Below are 16,271 nucleotides of genomic sequence, written 5' to 3'. Positions count from 1 at the left end.
AGAATAGCCTAACGTCGCAGCGCACCCGAGCGCGCAGAGCCTGTATGGGAGGAAGTTTGCGTACAACCGGCCCGTTGGCCTGCGTGGTTCTTTGCGCCGCGCTGGCGTGCGCCGCCTGCCGGCAGGAGCCGCCGGCGGCCACCGCGCCGCAGCCGGTCCAGGCCGAGCCGGTGTCGCCGGTCGCGGCGCAGGAGCCGGCGGCGATCGCCGCGCCGGACCCGGCCGCCGTGCCGCTGCCGGTCTGGACGCCGCCCGCGGTCGAGCTGCAGCCGGAGGAGGTGCGCGGCGCGCTGCAGCGCGCGGGTGCGGCGCTGGCCGAAGAACGCCTGTACCAGGACGCGGACGCCGCGATCCCGCTGTACCTGGCGGTGCTGTCGCTGCGGCCGCAGGAGCGCGAGGCCAGGCGCGGCCTGGAAAAGGCCCGCACGCGCCTGCTGGCTTCGGTCCGCGCGCTGCTGGAACGACCGGACGAACAGCGCAGGGCGCTGGCCGAAGCGGCCACGCAGGTCGCGGTGCTCGTGCACCTGGCGCCGGAGGGCAAGGTCGAACGGGAACTGCAGCAGCGCGTGCAGGTGGCGCGGCGGCTGCTGGCCTTGAACCGTTCCGGCGAGGAGGCGCTGCGCGCCGGCAGCCCGGCGCTGGCGGCCGGCGCGTTCGCCCAGGTGCTGGAGCTGGACCCGGGCAACAGCCGCGCCCGGCAGGGCCTGGCGGCGGTGGAGAGCGCGCTGCTGCGGCAGGCCGAGGACGCCGCTGCCCATGCCGACTTCAATGCGGCGCTGGACGGCCTGCAGCGCGCCGCGCGGATCCGCGAGGACGCGCCCACCGTGGCCGACGCGCGGCTGCGGATCGAGGCGATGCGCGAGGCGCAGCTTGCCGCCCTGCGCGATGGCGGCCTGCGCGACCTCACTTCGCCCAAGGGCCTGAAGGCGGCGCGCGAGAAACTGGAGCAGGCGCTGCGCATCGCCGCACCCGGCGACAGCGCCGTGGCGGTGCTGCGGCAGCGCATCGACCTGGTCGCGCATTACGGCAGCTTCCGGCCCGGCCAGGTGTTCAGCGATACCCTGCAGGATGGCGGGCGCGGGCCGCAGATGATCGTGGTGCCGCATGGCGGCTTCCAGATGGGCGCCGGCTACGGCGAGCCGGGCGCCAGCGACGCCGAGCGCCCGCAGCATTACGTGCGCTTCGACCGCGGTTTCGCCATGTCCATCACCGAGGTCACGGTGGCCGAGTTCGGCCGCTTCGTCGCGGCCACCAAGGCGCGGCCGCGCGCGACCCGGCGCGGCCATTCGATCGTCTACGACGAGCGCAGCGGCAACTTCGTGCGCCGCAACGGCGCCGACTGGCAGGCCGGCTACAACGGCGCCAAGGCGCCGCCGGACAACCCGGTCATGCACGTCAGCGTGCGCGATGCCGAGGCGTACGCGGCCTGGCTGTCCGCGCAGACCGGCCGCCATTACCGGCTGCCCAGCGAGGCCGAGTTCGAATACGCGCTGCGCGCGGGCACCACCGGCCGCTACCCCTGGGGCGATGCCGGCGTGCCGCCGGAGGGCAGCGGCAATTTCACCGGCAGCGAGGATGTTTCGCCCAGCGGCCGCCACTGGAAGAACGCCTTCATCGGTTATGGCGATGGCTACTGGGGGGCGGCGCCGACGGCCAGCTTCCGCCCCAACGCCTGGGGCCTGCATGACATGGCCGGCAACCTCAGCGAGTGGGTGGCCGACTGCTGGCACGCCAGCTACCGGCGCGCGCCGGCCGATGGCGCGGCCTGGTACAACCCGGGCTGCCGGCAGCGCGTGGTCCGCGGCGGCAACTGGGCCAACGCGCCGGAGCAGACCCGCGCCGCCTGGCGGCTGTCGCAGGACTCGGACGTGACCAGCGCTCGCATCGGCTTCCGCCTGGTGCGCGGCATCTGACGCGGCGCGCTACCATCCCCCCGTCCAACCGTTCCCGGCGGAGTCCACGATGCGACAAGATCCCCTCGGCAACCCGCGCGGCACCCGGCGCCGCGGCCTGGGCGGCGGCCTGCGCTGGCTGATCCTGGTCGGCTTCGCCATCTATGGCGGGTGTTACTACTTCAGCAACCGCACGGTGGACCCGTATACCGGCGAGAAGGTGCTGATCGACAAGACGCTCGACGCCGAGGGCGAAAAGGCGCTGGGCCTGCAGGCCTACCAGCAGATCATGGCGCAGGAGCGGCCGGTCGACCCCAATACCCCGGTGGCGCGGCAGATCCGCGAGATCGCCCAGCGCCTGATCGCCAAGGTCGACGTGGTGGAAACCGCGCTGGCGACCGAGCACGGCCAGCCGCCCAACCATTTCTCCCGCACCTTCGACTGGGAAGTGAACGTGCTGCAGTCCGACCAGGCCAATGCGTTCTGCCTGCCGGGCGGCAAGATGGCGGTCTACACCGGGCTGGTGCCGGTGGCGCGCAACGCCGACGCGATGGCGGTGGTGATGGGCCACGAGATCGCCCATGCGCTGCTGCGCCACGGCGCGCAGCGCATGGCCCAGCAGAAGCTGACCGAGATCGGGCAGATGGCCGGCGCTGCCGGCGGCATGGACGCGCAGCAGCAACAGATGCTGATGTCGGCCTTCGGTTACGGCTACCTGCTGCCGTACGCGCGCAGCCACGAGACGCAGGCCGACGAAGTGGGACTGATGCTGGCCGCCGCGGCCTGCTTCAACCCGGAGGAGGCGGTGCCGCTGTGGGAGCGCATGGGCGCGGCCAGCGGCGGCCAGGCGCCGCCGGAGTTCGCCTCGACCCACCCCAACCCCGGCACCCGCATCCAGAACCTGCAGGCGCTGATGCCCAAGGCGATGGAGTACCGGCAGCGTTTCTGCGAGAGCGCGAAGGCGAACTGAGGAATTGCCGGTACCCCCGTAGGGGCGGCTTCAGCCGCGAAGGGGCATTGCCGGGAAAGCCCCATCGCGGCTGAAGCCGCTCCTACGGTTGCTGCTGTGGCGTGGCTTCTGTGCCGACGACCTGTACGTCCACCACGCCGTCGCCCACCCGCGCCTGCAGCGCATCGCCGGGCTGGACCTGGGTGGTGGAGCGCACCAGCGCGCCGTCGTCGGCGCGGGTGAGGATCGCGTAGCCGCGCGCCACGGTGGCCAGCGGGCTCACCGCTTCCAGCGAGCGGGCAATGCCGCGCAGGTGCAGGGCATCGCGCTGCAGCTGCCGCGCCATGGCCGCCTGCGCGCGCGGCGCCAGTGTGTCCAGGCGCCTGCGCAGCAGTTCCAGCCGGCGCGCGGGCTGCACCGCGCGCAGCACCGAGTGGCCATGCGCCAGGCGCGCGCGGCGCTGCTCCAGCTGCCGTCGCCAGAACGCATGCAGGCGCGCGGACAGCGCCTGCTGGCGGTGCCGCAGCAGGGCCAGCCGGGCCTGCGGGCCCTGCGCCTGCAGGCGCAGCGCGGCGCGGTCGGCGCGCTGCATCGCCTGTCCCAGCGCATGCGCCTGCAGCTGCGCCAGACGCTGCTGCAGGCGCCGTACGCGCAGCTCCAGGTCGCGCCGGTCCGGCACCAGCAGTTCGGCGGCCACCGACGGCGTGGGCGCGCGCAGGTCGGCGGCGAAGTCGGACAGGCTGAAATCGGTCTCGTGGCCGACCGCCGAAACCACCGGCGTGGTGCTGGCGGCGATGGCGCGCGCCAGCTGCTCGTCGTTGAACGCCCACAGGTCTTCCAGCGAGCCGCCGCCGCGGGTGAGCAGGATGGCGTCGTAGCGGCCGCTGGCGTCGGCGCGGCGCAGCAGCGCGGTGATCTGCGCGGCCGCGGTGTCGCCCTGCACCAGGCTCGGCAGCAGCTCCACCTCCAGCAGCGGGAAGCGCCGCGCCAGCACGCTGAGCACGTCGCGCACCGCCGCGCCGCTGGGCGAGGTGATCACCGCCAACCGGCGGACGTGGGCCGGCAGCGGCCGCTTGCGTTCCGGGTCGAACAGGCCCTCGGCCTGCAGCCGCGCCCTGAGTTCCTCGAAGGCGCGGCGCAGCGCGCCTTCGCCGGCTTCCTCCATGTGGTCCAGCACCAGCTGGTATTCGCCGCGCGCCTCGTACAGGGTCAGGCGGCCGCGCGCCAGCACGCGCAGGCCTTCGCGCGGAACGAATTTCAGCCACTGGCTCTTCGGCCGGAACATCGCCGCGCGCACCTGCGCGCGCGCGTCCTTCAGGGTGAAGTACAGGTGCCCCGACGACGGGCGGCTGACGTTGCCGAGTTCGCCTTCCACCCACACCAGCGGAAACGCGCCCTCGATCAGGTCGCGGGCGAGCGTGTTGAGCTGGCTGGGGGTGAGGACGTTGTCCATGTGCAGCAGGGAATGGGGAGCAGGGAAAGGGGAATGATGGGCCAATGCAGGTGGCTGCGTACGGCATGGTTCCACTTCCGCATCCCCTTGTCGAAGCATGGTGGGTGGGGGGAGCGCCGGAGCGCCTCATTCCCCGTTCCCCGCGCCCCGTTCCCCGCTGTATCGCTGCAACGCCCATGCGACATGCTCGCGCACCAGTTCGGACGGATGGTCGAGACGGCGTTCCAGCGCCTGCCGCGCGGCGGGCGAGGGCGCCGCGTTGCCCAGCGCCACGGCGATGTTGCGCAGCCAGCGTTCGTGGCCGCTGCGGCGGATCGGGCTGCCCTCGGTGCGGCGCAGGAACTCGTCTTCCTCCCAGGCGAACAGCTCCGGCAGCGTGGCCGTGTCCAGGTTGTTGCGCGCGCGGAAATCCGGTTCGTCGGTGCGGCGCGCGAACTTGTTCCAGGGGCACACCAGCTGGCAGTCGTCGCAGCCATAGATGCGGTTGCCCATCAGCGGGCGCATCTCCAGCGGGATGGCGCCGTCGTGTTCGATGGTCAGGTAGGAAATGCAGCGGCGCGCATCGAGCCGGTGCGGGGCGATGATGGCCGCGGTCGGGCACACGTCGATGCAGCGCGTGCAGGTGCCGCAGTGCGCGCTGGCCGGCGCATCCACCGGCAATGGCAGGTCCACGTAGATTTCGCCGAGGAAGAACCACGAACCGCCGTCCCTGTCGATCAGGCAGGTGTGCTTGCCGATCCAGCCCAGCCCGGCGTTGCGCGCCAGCGCGCGCTCGAGCACCGGCGCCGAATCGACGAAGACGCGGTGCCCGAACGGGCCGACCTCGGCGGCGATGCGTTCGGCCAGTTTCTGCAGGCGGTTGCGCATCAGCTTGTGGTAGTCGCGGCCCAGCGCGTAGCGCGCGACGTAGGCGCGCCCGGCGTCGTTCAAGGTGGCCCAGGCTTCGGCATCGTCCTTGTGGCCATAGTCCAGCCCGACCGAGATCACCCGCACCGTGCCCGGCAACAGTTCGTGCGGCCGCGCGCGCATCGCGCCGTGCCGCGCCATCCATTCCATCGTCCCGTACAGGCCCTTACCCAGCCAGTCGGCCAGGTGCGCTTCGTCTTCGCGCAGTTCGATGCCGCTGACGCCGCAGCGCTGGAAACCCGCCTCGCGCGCGAGCTGGCGGATGCGCAGCGACAGCTGCGCCATGTCGGCGGTGGCAACGGCCTGGGGCATGGCGCAAGTATAGAATCGCGGGCATGAACCAGCCTGCCGGATTGTTCGATACCGCCGCCGCGCGCCGCATCGACGCGCAGGCCACCGCCGCGCTGGGCGGCGATGGCTACGTGCTGATGCAGCGCGCCGGACAGGCGGCCTGGCAATGCGCGCTGCAGTACTGGCCGCAGGCGCGCCGCATCGTCGTGGTCTGCGGGCCGGGCAACAACGGCGGTGATGGCTATGTGCTGGCGCGGCTGGCGCGCCAGTCCGGGCGCGGGGTGTGCGTGCTGCATCTGCCGGAACACGCGCCGCGCACGCCGCTGGCGCAGCGCGCCTGCACCGACTACCTGGCCATCGGCGGGCAGGTCGAGCTGTCGCGCGACTGCCTGCGCGAGGCCGACCTCATCGTCGATGCGCTGTTCGGCATCGGCCTGGACCGCGCGCCCGATGCCGCGGCGGCGGAACTGATCGCCGCGCTCAACGCCGCCGGCGCGCCGGTGCTGGCGCTGGACGTGCCCAGCGGCGTCGACGCCGGCAGCGGCGCGGTGCCGGGCGCGGCGGTGCACGCCCGGCGCGTGCTGCAGTTCATCGTGCCGCACAGAGGGCTGCATACCGGCGCCGCGCTGGAACACGCGGGACAACGCCTGCTGGCCGGTCTGGAGGTTCCGGAAGAAGCCTTCGACGGCATCGAACCGGCCGCCTTCCGCTGGAGCGAGGCGCAGCTGCCCGCGCAGTTGCCGCCGCGCCGGATCGATACCCACAAGGGCGAATCCGGGCACGTGCTGTGCGTGGGCGGCAACCACGGCAGCGGCGGCGCGCTGATGCTGTGCGCAGAGGCGGCGCTGCGCAGCGGCGCGGGGCTGGCCAGCGTGGCCACGCGCGCGGCGCACGTGGCGCCGCTGCTGGCACGTTGCCCCGAGGCGATGGCGCATGCGGTCGAGGACGCCTTCGATCTGGCGCCGCTGCTGGCGCGCGCCGGTGTCGTCGCGCTGGGGCCCGGGCTGGGCCAGGACGACTGGGCGCAACGGGTGTGGACGGCGGCGCTGGACGGCGGCAGGCCGCTGGTGGTCGATGCCGATGCGCTGAACCTGCTGGCGCGGCAGCCGCGGCCGCTTGCCGGCGCCGTGCTTACCCCGCATCCGGGCGAAGCGGCGCGCCTGCTCGATGTCGATACCGCCACGATCCAGCGCGACCGTTTCGCCGCCGCGCAAGCGATGGCGGCGCGTTTTTCCGCGGTGGTGGTGCTCAAGGGCGCGGGCACGGTGGTGGCCGCGCCGGGACAGCCGCCACGGGTGGTCGCGGCGGGCAACCCGGGCATGGCGGTGGGCGGCATGGGCGACCTGCTGACCGGCGTGATCGCCGCGCTGCTGGCGCAGGGGCTGTCGCCGTTCGACGCGGCCGCCACCGGCGCGCTGCTGCACGGCCTGGCCGGCGACGCCGCGGCCGCGGACGGACAGCGCGGCCTGCTGCCGCGCGACCTGCTGCCGCACCTGCGCGCGCTGGCCAATCCATAATGACGGCCATGATCGAACTGTTCCTTCCCGATGCCGCGGCCACCGACCAGTTGGGCGCGGCGCTGGCCGCGACGCGGCCGAAAGCGGCGGTGGTGCACCTGCAGGGCGACCTCGGCGCCGGCAAATCCACCCTGGCGCGGGCGCTGCTGCGCGCGCTGGGCGTGCACGGCGCGATCCGCAGCCCCACCTACACCCTGATCGAGCGCTATCCGCTGCCGGCGGGCGAAGCCTGGCATCTGGACCTGTACCGGATCGGCGACGCCGGGGAGCTGGATTTCCTGGGCCTGGACGAGGCGGAAGCCGACCTGTGGCTGGTCGAATGGCCCGAACGCGGCAGCGGCGCATTGCCGCCGGTGGACCTGGAGGTAGCGCTGGACATGCACGGGCAGGGCCGCCGCGCCCGCCTGCAGGCGGGTTCCCCGGCCGGGCAGGCGTGGCTGGCGCATCTGGCGCAATCGGGGCACTTGCAGGGGCTTTCTGCTGCCTGATGGAAGGAAAGTGGGGCAGGTTGCGGATTATTAAGGGAAAAGGTGTTGCAATTACGCAATTCCGGTGATTGAATCCGCCCCATGCCCAAGGGAAGCCGCCTGATCGCCCTGTCTGCCTGCGTTGCCGGACTCTGTCTGGCCGGCGCTTCGGCGTGGGCGGGCGAAATCCGCAGCGTCGCCGTGCAGGCCGGGGCCACCGGCACCCGCGCCGAGATCCAGCTGGCTGGCGGCGGCAGCTACAAGACCCTGTCGCTGGCCGGCCCCAACCGGCTGGTCGTCGATTTCCCGGATTCGACCGCCGTGCGCGGGCTCCGGCTGCCCGCCGCCGCCGGCGTCGTCACCGCGGTGCGCACCGGCATGCCGACCCCCGGCACGTTCCGCGTGGTGTTCGATCTGGCCGAGTCGGTGGTGGCGTTCAAGCCGCAGCTGCAAGGGCAGGGCGCCGAGTCGCGCCTGCTGATCGAGTGGCCGGGCGAAGCCCCGGTGGCCAAGGCGCAGCCGGCGCCCGTGCCGGCCAACCCGGCACCGGCCACCAGCGCCGAAGCCCGGCAGGAAGCCGCACGCGCCACCGCGGCGTTGACCGCGGCCGTGGTGCAGCAGGCGACCGCCGCACCTTCTTCCGCTGCCACGACCGTCGCGACGACGGCACCGGTTGCCGCGCCCGGCAATGCGCCTTCGCCGGCCGCGATCCTCAACGGGCAGTCGTCCACGCCGGCCGCCGTTACCGGTGCACCGGCAACGACGCCTGCCGCGGTGGTGGCTTCCACGCCTGCGCCGGTGCCGCAGGCGCCCGCCGCCGAACAGCCGGCGCCGCGTCCGGTCATGCCCAGCGACGCCTCGCGCATCCGCATGCAGCCGGGCATGCGCACCCTGGTGGTGGCGATCGACCCCGGCCATGGCGGCCAGGACCCCGGCGCCATCGGCCCGACCGGCAAGCGCGAGAAGGACGTCACCCTGGCGGTGGCGCGCGAACTGGCGCGTCAGGTCAACGCCACGCCCGGCCTGCGCGCCTACCTGACCCGCGACACCGACGTCTTCATCCCGCTGCCGATGCGCGCCCAGCGCGCGCGCGCGGCCAAGGCCGACATCTTCATTTCGATCCATGCCGATGCGGCCGAGAACCGCGCGGCCACCGGCTCGTCGGTGTACGTGCTCTCCACCAAGGGCGCGTCCTCGCAGCGCGCGCGCTGGCTGGCGGACAAGGAAAACGCGGCCGACCTGATCGGCGGCGTCAGCCTGAACCGCACCGAGGGCACCCTGGCCAACGTGCTGCTGGACCTGGCCCAGAGCGGCAACATGAAGGCATCCGAGGACGCGGCCAGCCACGTGCTGGGCGGCCTGAAGCGGATCGGCAACAACCACAAGCCGAACCTGGAGCGGGCCAACTTCGCGGTGCTGCGCACCTCGGACATGCCGGCGATGCTGGTGGAAACGGCCTTCATCTCCAATCCGGACGAAGAGCGCAGGCTGACCGACCCCGCCTACCAGCGCCGCATCGCCGGCGCCGTGCTCGACGGCGTGCACACCTATTTCAGCCGGCAGCCGCCGCCGGGCACGCTGTTCGCCGCCCGCGCGCAGGCCGAGATGGAAGCCGCCGCGGGTACCGTGGCCGGCGGCAGCAAGTAAGGGGACGCTTCCGCTGCCGGCTCTCGGCCGGCTGCCTCCGCCTTGCCCCGCTTTCCCGTCGATGCCGGCCAGTGGCCGGCATCGCCGTATGCGCATGGAGGAAGTCGCCTGGATGAGGGCGGCGCGCCGGTGGCGCCGGCCTGGCGAACGGGAGGCGAGGTGGGCGGTTTGCCGCGCAGACCGCAGGGCGACAACGCGTAGCGCGGGCGCATCCAGCGGCTATCATCTGCCGATGCCAGATTTCCACCTGATTTCCCGGTCTTCCCCGGCCTGTTCCCCGCCTCCTGCCACCGGCGGTGCGGCATGAGCACCATCCGTCCGCTGCCCGAGATCCTGATCAACCAGATCGCCGCCGGCGAGGTGGTCGAACGCCCCGCGTCGGTGGTCAAGGAACTGGTCGAGAACGCGCTCGATGCCGGCGCCACCCGCGTCGACATCGAGCTGGAGGAAGGCGGCGTGCGCCTGATCCGCATCCGCGACAATGGCGGCGGCATCGCCGCCGAACAGCTGCCGCTGGCGGTATCGCGCCATGCCACCAGCAAGATCGCTTCGCTCGACGACCTGGAGTCGGTCGCCACGCTCGGCTTCCGCGGCGAGGCGCTGCCGTCGATCGCCTCGGTGAGCCGTTTCACCCTGGCCTCGCGCCAGCCGCAGGACGAACACGGCGCGGCGCTGCAGATCGAGGGCGGCAGGATCGGCGAGGTGATGCCGCGCGCGCATGCGCCGGGCACCACCGTGGAAGTGCGCGAGCTGTTCTACAACGTACCGGCGCGGCGCAAGTTCCTGCGGGCCGAGCGCACCGAGCTGGGCCACATCGAGGAGTGGCTGCGCTCGCTGGCGCTGGCACGCCCGGACGTGGAGCTGCGCGTCTCGCACAACGGCAAGCCGTCGCGCCGCTACAGGCCGGGCGACCTGTACTCGGATGCGCGCCTGGGCGAGACCCTGGGCGAGGATTTCGCGCGGCAGTCGCTGCGCGTGGACCACAGCGCGGCCGGCCTGCGCCTGCATGGCTGGATCGCGCAGCCGCAGTATTCGCGCGCCAGCGCCGACCAGCAGTACCTGTACGTCAACGGCCGTTCGGTGCGCGACCGCAGCGTCGCCCATGCGGTGAAGATGGCCTATGGCGACGTGCTCTTCCATGGCCGCCAGCCGGCCTACGTGCTGTTCCTGGAACTGGACCCGGCGCGGGTGGACGTCAACGTGCACCCGGCCAAGCACGAAGTGCGCTTCCGCGACGCGCGGCTGATCCACGATTTCGTCTACCGCACGCTCAAGGACGCGCTGGCCGAGACCCGCGCGGGCATGGAGCCCAACGCCGGCGTGCCGGCGCCGGCCGTCGCTGCGATGCCGCCGCCGTTGCCCGGTGGCGGGCAGGGCGGTGGTTACCTGTTGTCGCGGCCATCGGGCAGTGCCGGTGGCGGCTGGCAGCCGCGGCAGTCGCCGCTGGGCCTGCAGGTGGCCGAAGCGCCGTCGGCCTACGCCGCCCTGTACGCGGCGCCTGCCGATGCCGGAATGTCCGCATCGCATGCCGACAGCGGCACCGGCCTGCCGCCCACCGCCGCCGACAGCGGCGTGCCGCCGCTGGGCTATGCCATCGCGCAGCTGCACGGCATCTACATCCTGGCCGAGAACGCCGAAGGCCTGATCGTGGTGGACATGCACGCCGCGCACGAACGCATCGGCTACGAGCGGCTGAAGACCGCGCACGACGGCATCGGCCTGCACGCGCAGCCGCTGCTGGTGCCCATCACCCTGGCGGTGGGCGAGCGCGATGCCGACACCGCCGAGCGCGAGGCGGCGACGCTGGCCGAACTCGGCTTCGAAGTCACCCGCTCCGGCCCCGGCTCGCTGCACGTGCGCAGCATTCCCGCGCTGCTGGCCAGCGCCGAGCCGGAAGGCCTGCTGCGCGACGTGCTCACCGACCTGCGCGAGCACGGCCAGAGCCGGCGCGTGGCCAGCGCCCGCGACGAACTGCTCTCGACCATGGCCTGCCACGGCGCGGTGCGCGCCAACCGGCGCCTGACGATTCCGGAAATGAACGCCCTGCTGCGCGACATGGAAGCCACCGAGCGCTCCGGGCAATGCAACCACGGCCGCCCGACCTGGGCGCGCTTTTCGCTGGCGGAGATCGACCGCTGGTTTCTGCGGGGGCGTTGATGATGAAACGATGGGCAGGCGCGGCGGCGCTGCTGGCAGCGCTGGCGATGGCCGGTTGCGGCGGCGGGGAGCAACCGGCGGCGGACGCGGACGCGCCGCGTTTCGACCCCGCGTTCCTGATGAACAACGACATCTGGCGCGAGCAGCGCCAGGCCGAACTGCTGGCGCCCGATGGCTGGACCAGCCTGGTCGGCCTGCACTGGCTGGAACTCAAGGCGCACTACATCGGCAGCGGCAGCACCAGCGGCATCCGCCTGGCGATGGGTCCGCCGCGGCTGGGCATGGTGGTGCGCGAGGGGGGGCGCTACTGGTTCACGCCCGAGCCGGGCGTGGCGGTGCAGGTGGACGGGCAGGCGGTGAAAGGCCGCATCCCGTTCCACGCCGACGACGAGGCCAACCCCACCGTGATCGCCTTCGACGACGGCAAGGGCGCATTGAGCCTGATCCACCGCGGGCCGCGCCACGCCCTGCGGGTGAAACACGCCGACGCGCCGGCGCGTACCCATTTCGGCCGCCTGGAGTACTGGCCGGCCGATGCGTCCTGGCGCATCACCGCGCGCTTCGTGCCGCATGATGCCGGCAGGACCATGCCGGTGGTGGACATCACCGGGCTGACCACCGAGCAGGCCAACGCCGGCGCCCTCGAGTTCGAGCGCGGCGGCCGCACCTGGCGGCTGGAGGCGCTGGGCGAACCCGGCCGGCCGCTGTTCGTGATCTTCGCCGACCGCACCAGCGGCCGTGGCAGCTATGCCGCCGGCCGCTACATCGACCTGGACGCCCCGGACGCCAAGGGCCAGGTGGTGATCGACTTCAACCGTGCCTACAACCCGCCGTGCGCGTTCACGCCGTTCGCGACCTGCCCGTTGCCGCCGCCGGAGAACCGCCTGGACCTGCCGGTCGAAGCGGGCGAAAAAACCTACGTGAAACCCGAGCAGGGAGATGCAGCATGAAATGGATGGCGCGGGCAGCGGCCCTGCTGCTGGGATCGGCGCTGCTGCTGGGCGCACCGGCGCCGCTGCTGGCGCGGCAGGCCGAGCCGGCCGCCAGGCCGGCCCAGGCGCCGGCGCCGCCGGTACCGCTGTTGTGGAAGGCGACCGGGCCCAGGGGCGCCGAGCTCTACCTGCTCGGCTCGTTCCACCTGCTGCGGGCCGACGACTATCCGCTGTCGGCCGATGTGGACAAGGCCTTCGACGCCGCCGGCCAACTGCTGTTCGAACTGGCGCCGGAGGAAATGAACTCGCCCGCGCTGGCCAAGCAGATGGCGCAGGCCGCGCTGCGCCGCGATGGCCGCCTGCTCAAGGACGAGCTGGACGCCGACACCTGGCGCCGGCTGCAGGCATACGCGGCGGCCAACGGCCTGCCGATCGACCGCCTGGCCGGGCTCAAGCCCTGGTTCGTGGGGCTGACCATCAGCCTGGGGCAGATGGCGCGGCAGGGGCTGGACGCGCAGGCCGGCCTGGACCGGCACCTGATGGCGCGCGCCGCCGCCGCCGGCAAGCCGGCGCAGGGCCTGGAGAGCGCGGCCGCGCAGATCGCCATGCTCGACGGCATGAACGCCGACGAGCAGCGCCAGCTGCTGCGCGAGGCGCTGGACCAGGTGGACAAGGGCGACGAGCAGGGCCGGCGCCTGCACGATGCCTGGCGCCGCGGCGACGACGTGACCCTGTGGCGCGACATGGCCGCGCAGATGAAGCGCGACTACCCGGCGCTGTACCGGCGCATCAACACCGAGCGCAACGATGCCTGGCTGGAGCCGCTGCAGCAGCGCCTGCAGGCCGGGCCGGGCGCGACGCTGGTGGTGGTGGGCGCGCTGCACCTGCTCGGCGGCGACGGCGTGGTCGAGAAGCTGCGCGCGAAGGGCTACAGGGTCGAGCGCATCTGTTCGGCCTGCGCGCCGGCGGCGAAGGGCCGCGGCGGAAAGCCATAGGCCGGCTCATGCAACCGGTTGCGAACTTCCCCGCCGGGAACGAGGACGGTGACCGGATCATCAAGGTCGATCACGCCGGAGAACATGGTGCCGTCAACCTCTACAGCGGCCAGATATTCATGGCGCGCTTCACCGCGCCCGGCCTGGTGGATGAACTGAAGCAATTCCGCGCGCACGAGCAGCGGCACCGGGCGATCTTCGCTGCGGAGCTGGCCCGTCGCGGGCGGGCGCGTTGCCGGAGCTATCGGCTGTGCGGCATCGGTGGCCGCGTTCTCGGGCTCATCACCGGGTTGTTGGGCGCGGGCGCCATCTCGGCCACCACGGTCGCGGTCGAACGTGTCGTTCTACGCCATCTGGAAAAGCAGCTCTCGGCGCTGCACGACAAGGACCCCTTCGCCGTCGCCGCCATCTCCGCCATCGTTGCGGAGGAGCGGCAGCACCACGACTGCTCGGCAAGCCATATCCACGGCGGTACGTTCTGGTCCCGGCTCCTGTCGCCGGTGGTGTCCGGCTCCACGGAGGCGGTCATCTGGCTGGGCATGCGGCTGTAGGCTTCCGGCTTTCCTGCCGGAAGTACACCGGCTCGGAATGAAGAAGGCCGACGCTTGCGTCGGCCTTCGTGTCTTCAGCGGTTGCCGCGGGTCTTGCCGCCCGTCGGCGGCGGTTCCGGTGGCTTGGTGCCCGGCTGCGGGCGGCCGAAGCCGGCGCCCATGCTGCGCTGGAATTCCTGCCACAGCTCCAGGTTGCGCTCGGTGAGCTGGTTCATCATCGCCCACGGCGTCTGCCCGAGCAGGTTGCCCATCTGCTGGCGGAACTGCTGCTGCTGGTCGAGGAACACCTGCATGCTGCGCTCCAGGTAGTTGCCCATGAAGCCCTGCAGCGAGTCGCCGTAGAAACGGATCAACTGGCTCAACAGCTGGGTGGACAGCATCGGCTCGCCGTCCTGTTCCTTGTCGGCGATGATCTGCAGCAGCACCGAGCGGGTCAGGTCCTCGCCGCTCTTGGCGTCGCGGACCTCGAAGTCCTCGCCGTCCAGGATCAGCTGGCGGACATCCTCGATGGTGATGTAGCTGGAGATCTCGGTGTCGTAGAGCCGCCGGTTGGGATACTTCTTGATGATGCGGGTCGCAGCCATTAAGCAGTCACTCTTCCTTCACGGTAGACGCGCAGCATGGCGCAGTGCAGCAGGCCTTGCAACCGCCATAAGTACAGGGTGCGGGCCGCCGCGGGCGGCCCCGGTGGTGGCGTGCAGCATGAATGCATGGTGCGCAGCATGATCCGGCCGCGGCCGGGGCCGGGCGCTTACCAGCCCATGTGGTGGCCGCCGTTGATGTCCAGGTTGGAGCCGGTGATCCACGACGCCTCCTCGGCGACCAGGAAGGCCACCGCGTAGGCGATTTCCTCCGGCTTGCCGAGGCGGCCGGTGGGGATGTCGGCGATGATCTTGGCGCGCACTTCCTCCGGCACCGCCATCACCATGTCGGTGGCCACGTAGCCGGGCGAGATGGTGTTGACGGTGATGCCGAAGCCGGCGTTCTCGCGCGCCAGGGAGATGGTGAAGCCGTGCATGCCGGCCTTGGCCGCGGCGTAGTTGGCCTGGCCGTACTGGCCCTTGAGGCCGTTGATCGAGCTTATCTGGATCACCCGTCCCCAGCCGCGCCGGCGCATGCCCTCGATGACCGGGCGGGTGACGTTGAACACCGAATTGAGGTTGGTGTTGATCACCTCGTGCCACTGCTCCGGGCTCATGCGGTGGAAGGTGGTGTCGCGGGTGATGCCGGCGTTGTTGACCAGGATCTCGACCGGGCCCATCGCCGCTTCCACCGCCTGCACCAGCTCGCGGCCGCCATCGGGCGTGGACACGTCGCCGGGGAACAGGGCGATGTCGTAGCCCCTGGCGCGCATCTGCTGCTGCCAGAGGCCGGCCTTGTCGGCGTTGCGGAAATTGGTGGCGACACGATGGCCCTGGTCGGCCAGACGCTGGCAGATCGCGGTACCGATACCGCCGGTGCCGCCGGTGACCAGTGCAATACGGGATGTCGTCATGGGATGCGCTCCAGGCGCAGGCGCTGGGGAACGTCCGATTCTATGTGAAGCGGGCGCGGTCACGGCAACGGCGGCGCGGCGGCGATCGAACCGCGACGCAGGCGGCCGGGCTGGAAGGCGCTTGCCGCGCGTTCCAGCAGCGCCGGCAGCGCGTCGATGCCCTCCAGTTCCGCTGCATCCTGGCCGAGCGCCGCCCACAGCCAGCGCAGCGTCGGCACGGGGGCGGCCGGGTCCACCGGCCGCGCGGCCAGCGACTTGGACAGCTTGGCGCCGTGCGCGTCGAGCAGCAGCGGCAGGTGCAGGTAACGCGGCTGCGGCAGGCCCAGCGCACGCTGCAGCAGGATCTGGCGCGGCGTGGAATCGAGCAGGTCGGCGCCGCGCACCACGTCGGTGATGCCCTGCGCGGCATCATCCACCACCACTGCCAGCTGGTAGGCCCAGCAGCCGTCGGCGCGCAGCAGCACGACATCGCCGACGTCGCGGTCCACCCACTGTTCGAAACGACCCTGCAGGCCATCGTCGAAGCCGACGTGGCTGTCGTCGGCCACGCGCAGGCGGATCGCCGGATGCGGCCGTTCGCGGCCGGCGACGCAATGGCGGTGGACGCCGTGCTGGTCCGCCAGGTCGGTGCGGCTGCAATGGCAGGGGAAGGCCCTGCCTTCGGCCAGCAGGCGCGCGATGGCCGCCTGGTAGAGCGCGTGGCGCCGGCTCTGGTACTGCACGGGTTCGTCCGGCTGCAGGCCGAAGGCGGCCAGCGTCGCCAGCTGCGACGCGGCGGCGCCGGTCACCTCGCGCGGCGGGTCCACGTCCTCGATGCGCACCAGCCATTGGCCGCCGGCATGGCGCGCCAGCAGCCAGCTGCCGAAGGCGGCCAGCATCGACCCCAGGTGCAGGGGACCGGTGGGCGAGGGGGCGAAGCGGCCGCGGTAAGGGGAGGAGGGCATCGACGTGGAAGGCAGCGAAGCTGAATCGTCGGTCAGAATCGCGCTTGAATTCAACCTGTCCGCACCGCAGATTTA

14 protein-coding genes are annotated in these 16,271 nt (G+C 72.1%); 9 read left to right on the top strand and 5 right to left on the bottom strand.

The window, feature by feature from the left end; all coding sequences use genetic code 11:
- Positions 1–56 precede the first annotated feature (56 nt).
- Positions 57–1,913 (top strand): SUMF1/EgtB/PvdO family nonheme iron enzyme, encoded by a 1,857-nt coding sequence (locus AC06FP_RS06360; protein ID WP_478074938.1) that lies wholly within the window; start codon positions 57–59, stop codon positions 1,911–1,913.
- Positions 1,914–1,962: 49 nt separating this feature from the next.
- Positions 1,963–2,862, top strand: a complete 900-nt coding sequence (locus AC06FP_RS06355; RefSeq protein WP_478074937.1) for a M48 family metallopeptidase — start codon at positions 1,963–1,965, stop codon at positions 2,860–2,862.
- An 82-nt stretch (positions 2,863–2,944) separates the two neighbouring features.
- On the opposite strand, the gene xseA is transcribed toward AC06FP_RS06355, so the two are convergent.
- Both xseA and queG read right to left on the bottom strand, forming a co-directional pair.
- The gene (xseA, locus tag AC06FP_RS06350; RefSeq protein WP_478074936.1) at positions 2,945–4,294 is read right to left on the bottom strand and encodes an exodeoxyribonuclease VII large subunit; all 1,350 of its coding nucleotides are present in this window, start codon (positions 4,292–4,294) and stop codon (positions 2,945–2,947) included.
- Positions 4,295–4,420: 126 nt separating this feature from the next.
- Positions 4,421–5,512, bottom strand: a complete 1,092-nt coding sequence (gene queG, locus AC06FP_RS06345) for a tRNA epoxyqueuosine(34) reductase QueG (protein ID WP_478074935.1) — start codon at positions 5,510–5,512, stop codon at positions 4,421–4,423.
- Positions 5,513–5,535: 23 nt separating this feature from the next.
- Here queG and AC06FP_RS06340 point away from each other — a divergent pair, with 23 nt between their 5' ends.
- From AC06FP_RS06340 to AC06FP_RS06310, 7 genes are all read left to right on the top strand, one after another.
- The gene (locus AC06FP_RS06340; protein ID WP_478074934.1) at positions 5,536–7,008 is read left to right on the top strand and encodes an NAD(P)H-hydrate dehydratase; all 1,473 of its coding nucleotides are present in this window, start codon (positions 5,536–5,538) and stop codon (positions 7,006–7,008) included.
- A gap of 8 nt (positions 7,009–7,016) precedes the next feature.
- Positions 7,017–7,496, top strand: coding sequence for a tRNA (adenosine(37)-N6)-threonylcarbamoyltransferase complex ATPase subunit type 1 TsaE (gene tsaE, locus AC06FP_RS06335; RefSeq protein WP_478074933.1), 480 nt, complete (start codon positions 7,017–7,019; stop codon positions 7,494–7,496).
- 81 nt (positions 7,497–7,577) lie between these two features.
- Positions 7,578–9,122 carry an N-acetylmuramoyl-L-alanine amidase gene (locus tag AC06FP_RS06330; protein ID WP_478074932.1) on the top strand — a complete coding sequence of 515 codons (1,545 nt, stop codon included), beginning with the start codon at positions 7,578–7,580 and terminating at the stop codon, positions 9,120–9,122.
- Between the two features lie 303 nt (positions 9,123–9,425).
- Positions 9,426–11,279: a DNA mismatch repair endonuclease MutL gene (gene mutL, locus AC06FP_RS06325; protein WP_478074931.1), complete on the top strand. Its 1,854-nt coding sequence runs from the start codon at positions 9,426–9,428 to the stop codon at positions 11,277–11,279.
- Positions 11,279–12,229, top strand: coding sequence for a DUF1684 domain-containing protein (locus AC06FP_RS06320; protein WP_456119094.1), 951 nt, complete (start codon positions 11,279–11,281; stop codon positions 12,227–12,229). The genes mutL and AC06FP_RS06320 overlap by 1 nt, the downstream gene beginning before the upstream one ends.
- Positions 12,226–13,206: a TraB/GumN family protein gene (locus AC06FP_RS06315; protein ID WP_478074930.1), complete on the top strand. Its 981-nt coding sequence runs from the start codon at positions 12,226–12,228 to the stop codon at positions 13,204–13,206. The genes AC06FP_RS06320 and AC06FP_RS06315 overlap by 4 nt, the downstream gene beginning before the upstream one ends.
- Positions 13,207–13,214: 8 nt before the next feature.
- The gene (locus AC06FP_RS06310) at positions 13,215–13,757 is read left to right on the top strand and encodes a demethoxyubiquinone hydroxylase family protein (protein WP_478074929.1); all 543 of its coding nucleotides are present in this window, start codon (positions 13,215–13,217) and stop codon (positions 13,755–13,757) included.
- 74 nt (positions 13,758–13,831) lie between these two features.
- Here AC06FP_RS06310 and phaR read toward each other — a convergent pair whose 3' ends face one another.
- The 3 genes from phaR to gluQRS all read right to left on the bottom strand — a co-directional run bounded on the left by phaR (position 13,832) and on the right by gluQRS (position 16,196).
- Positions 13,832–14,341, bottom strand: a complete 510-nt coding sequence (phaR, locus tag AC06FP_RS06305; RefSeq protein ID WP_478074928.1) for a polyhydroxyalkanoate synthesis repressor PhaR — start codon at positions 14,339–14,341, stop codon at positions 13,832–13,834.
- Between the two features lie 167 nt (positions 14,342–14,508).
- A complete protein-coding gene (phbB, locus tag AC06FP_RS06300; protein ID WP_478074927.1) occupies positions 14,509–15,252 on the bottom strand; it encodes an acetoacetyl-CoA reductase in 744 nt (247 codons plus the stop codon).
- A gap of 59 nt (positions 15,253–15,311) precedes the next feature.
- Positions 15,312–16,196 (bottom strand): tRNA glutamyl-Q(34) synthetase GluQRS, encoded by an 885-nt coding sequence (gene gluQRS, locus AC06FP_RS06295; protein ID WP_478074926.1) that lies wholly within the window; start codon positions 16,194–16,196, stop codon positions 15,312–15,314.
- Positions 16,197–16,271: the final 75 nt, after the last annotated feature.

The organism is Stenotrophomonas sp. Steno-Z2, from assembly GCF_056393235.1.
Note: the sequence above shows the minus strand (reverse complement) of the source record. Positions and strands in the feature narration are given on the sequence as shown.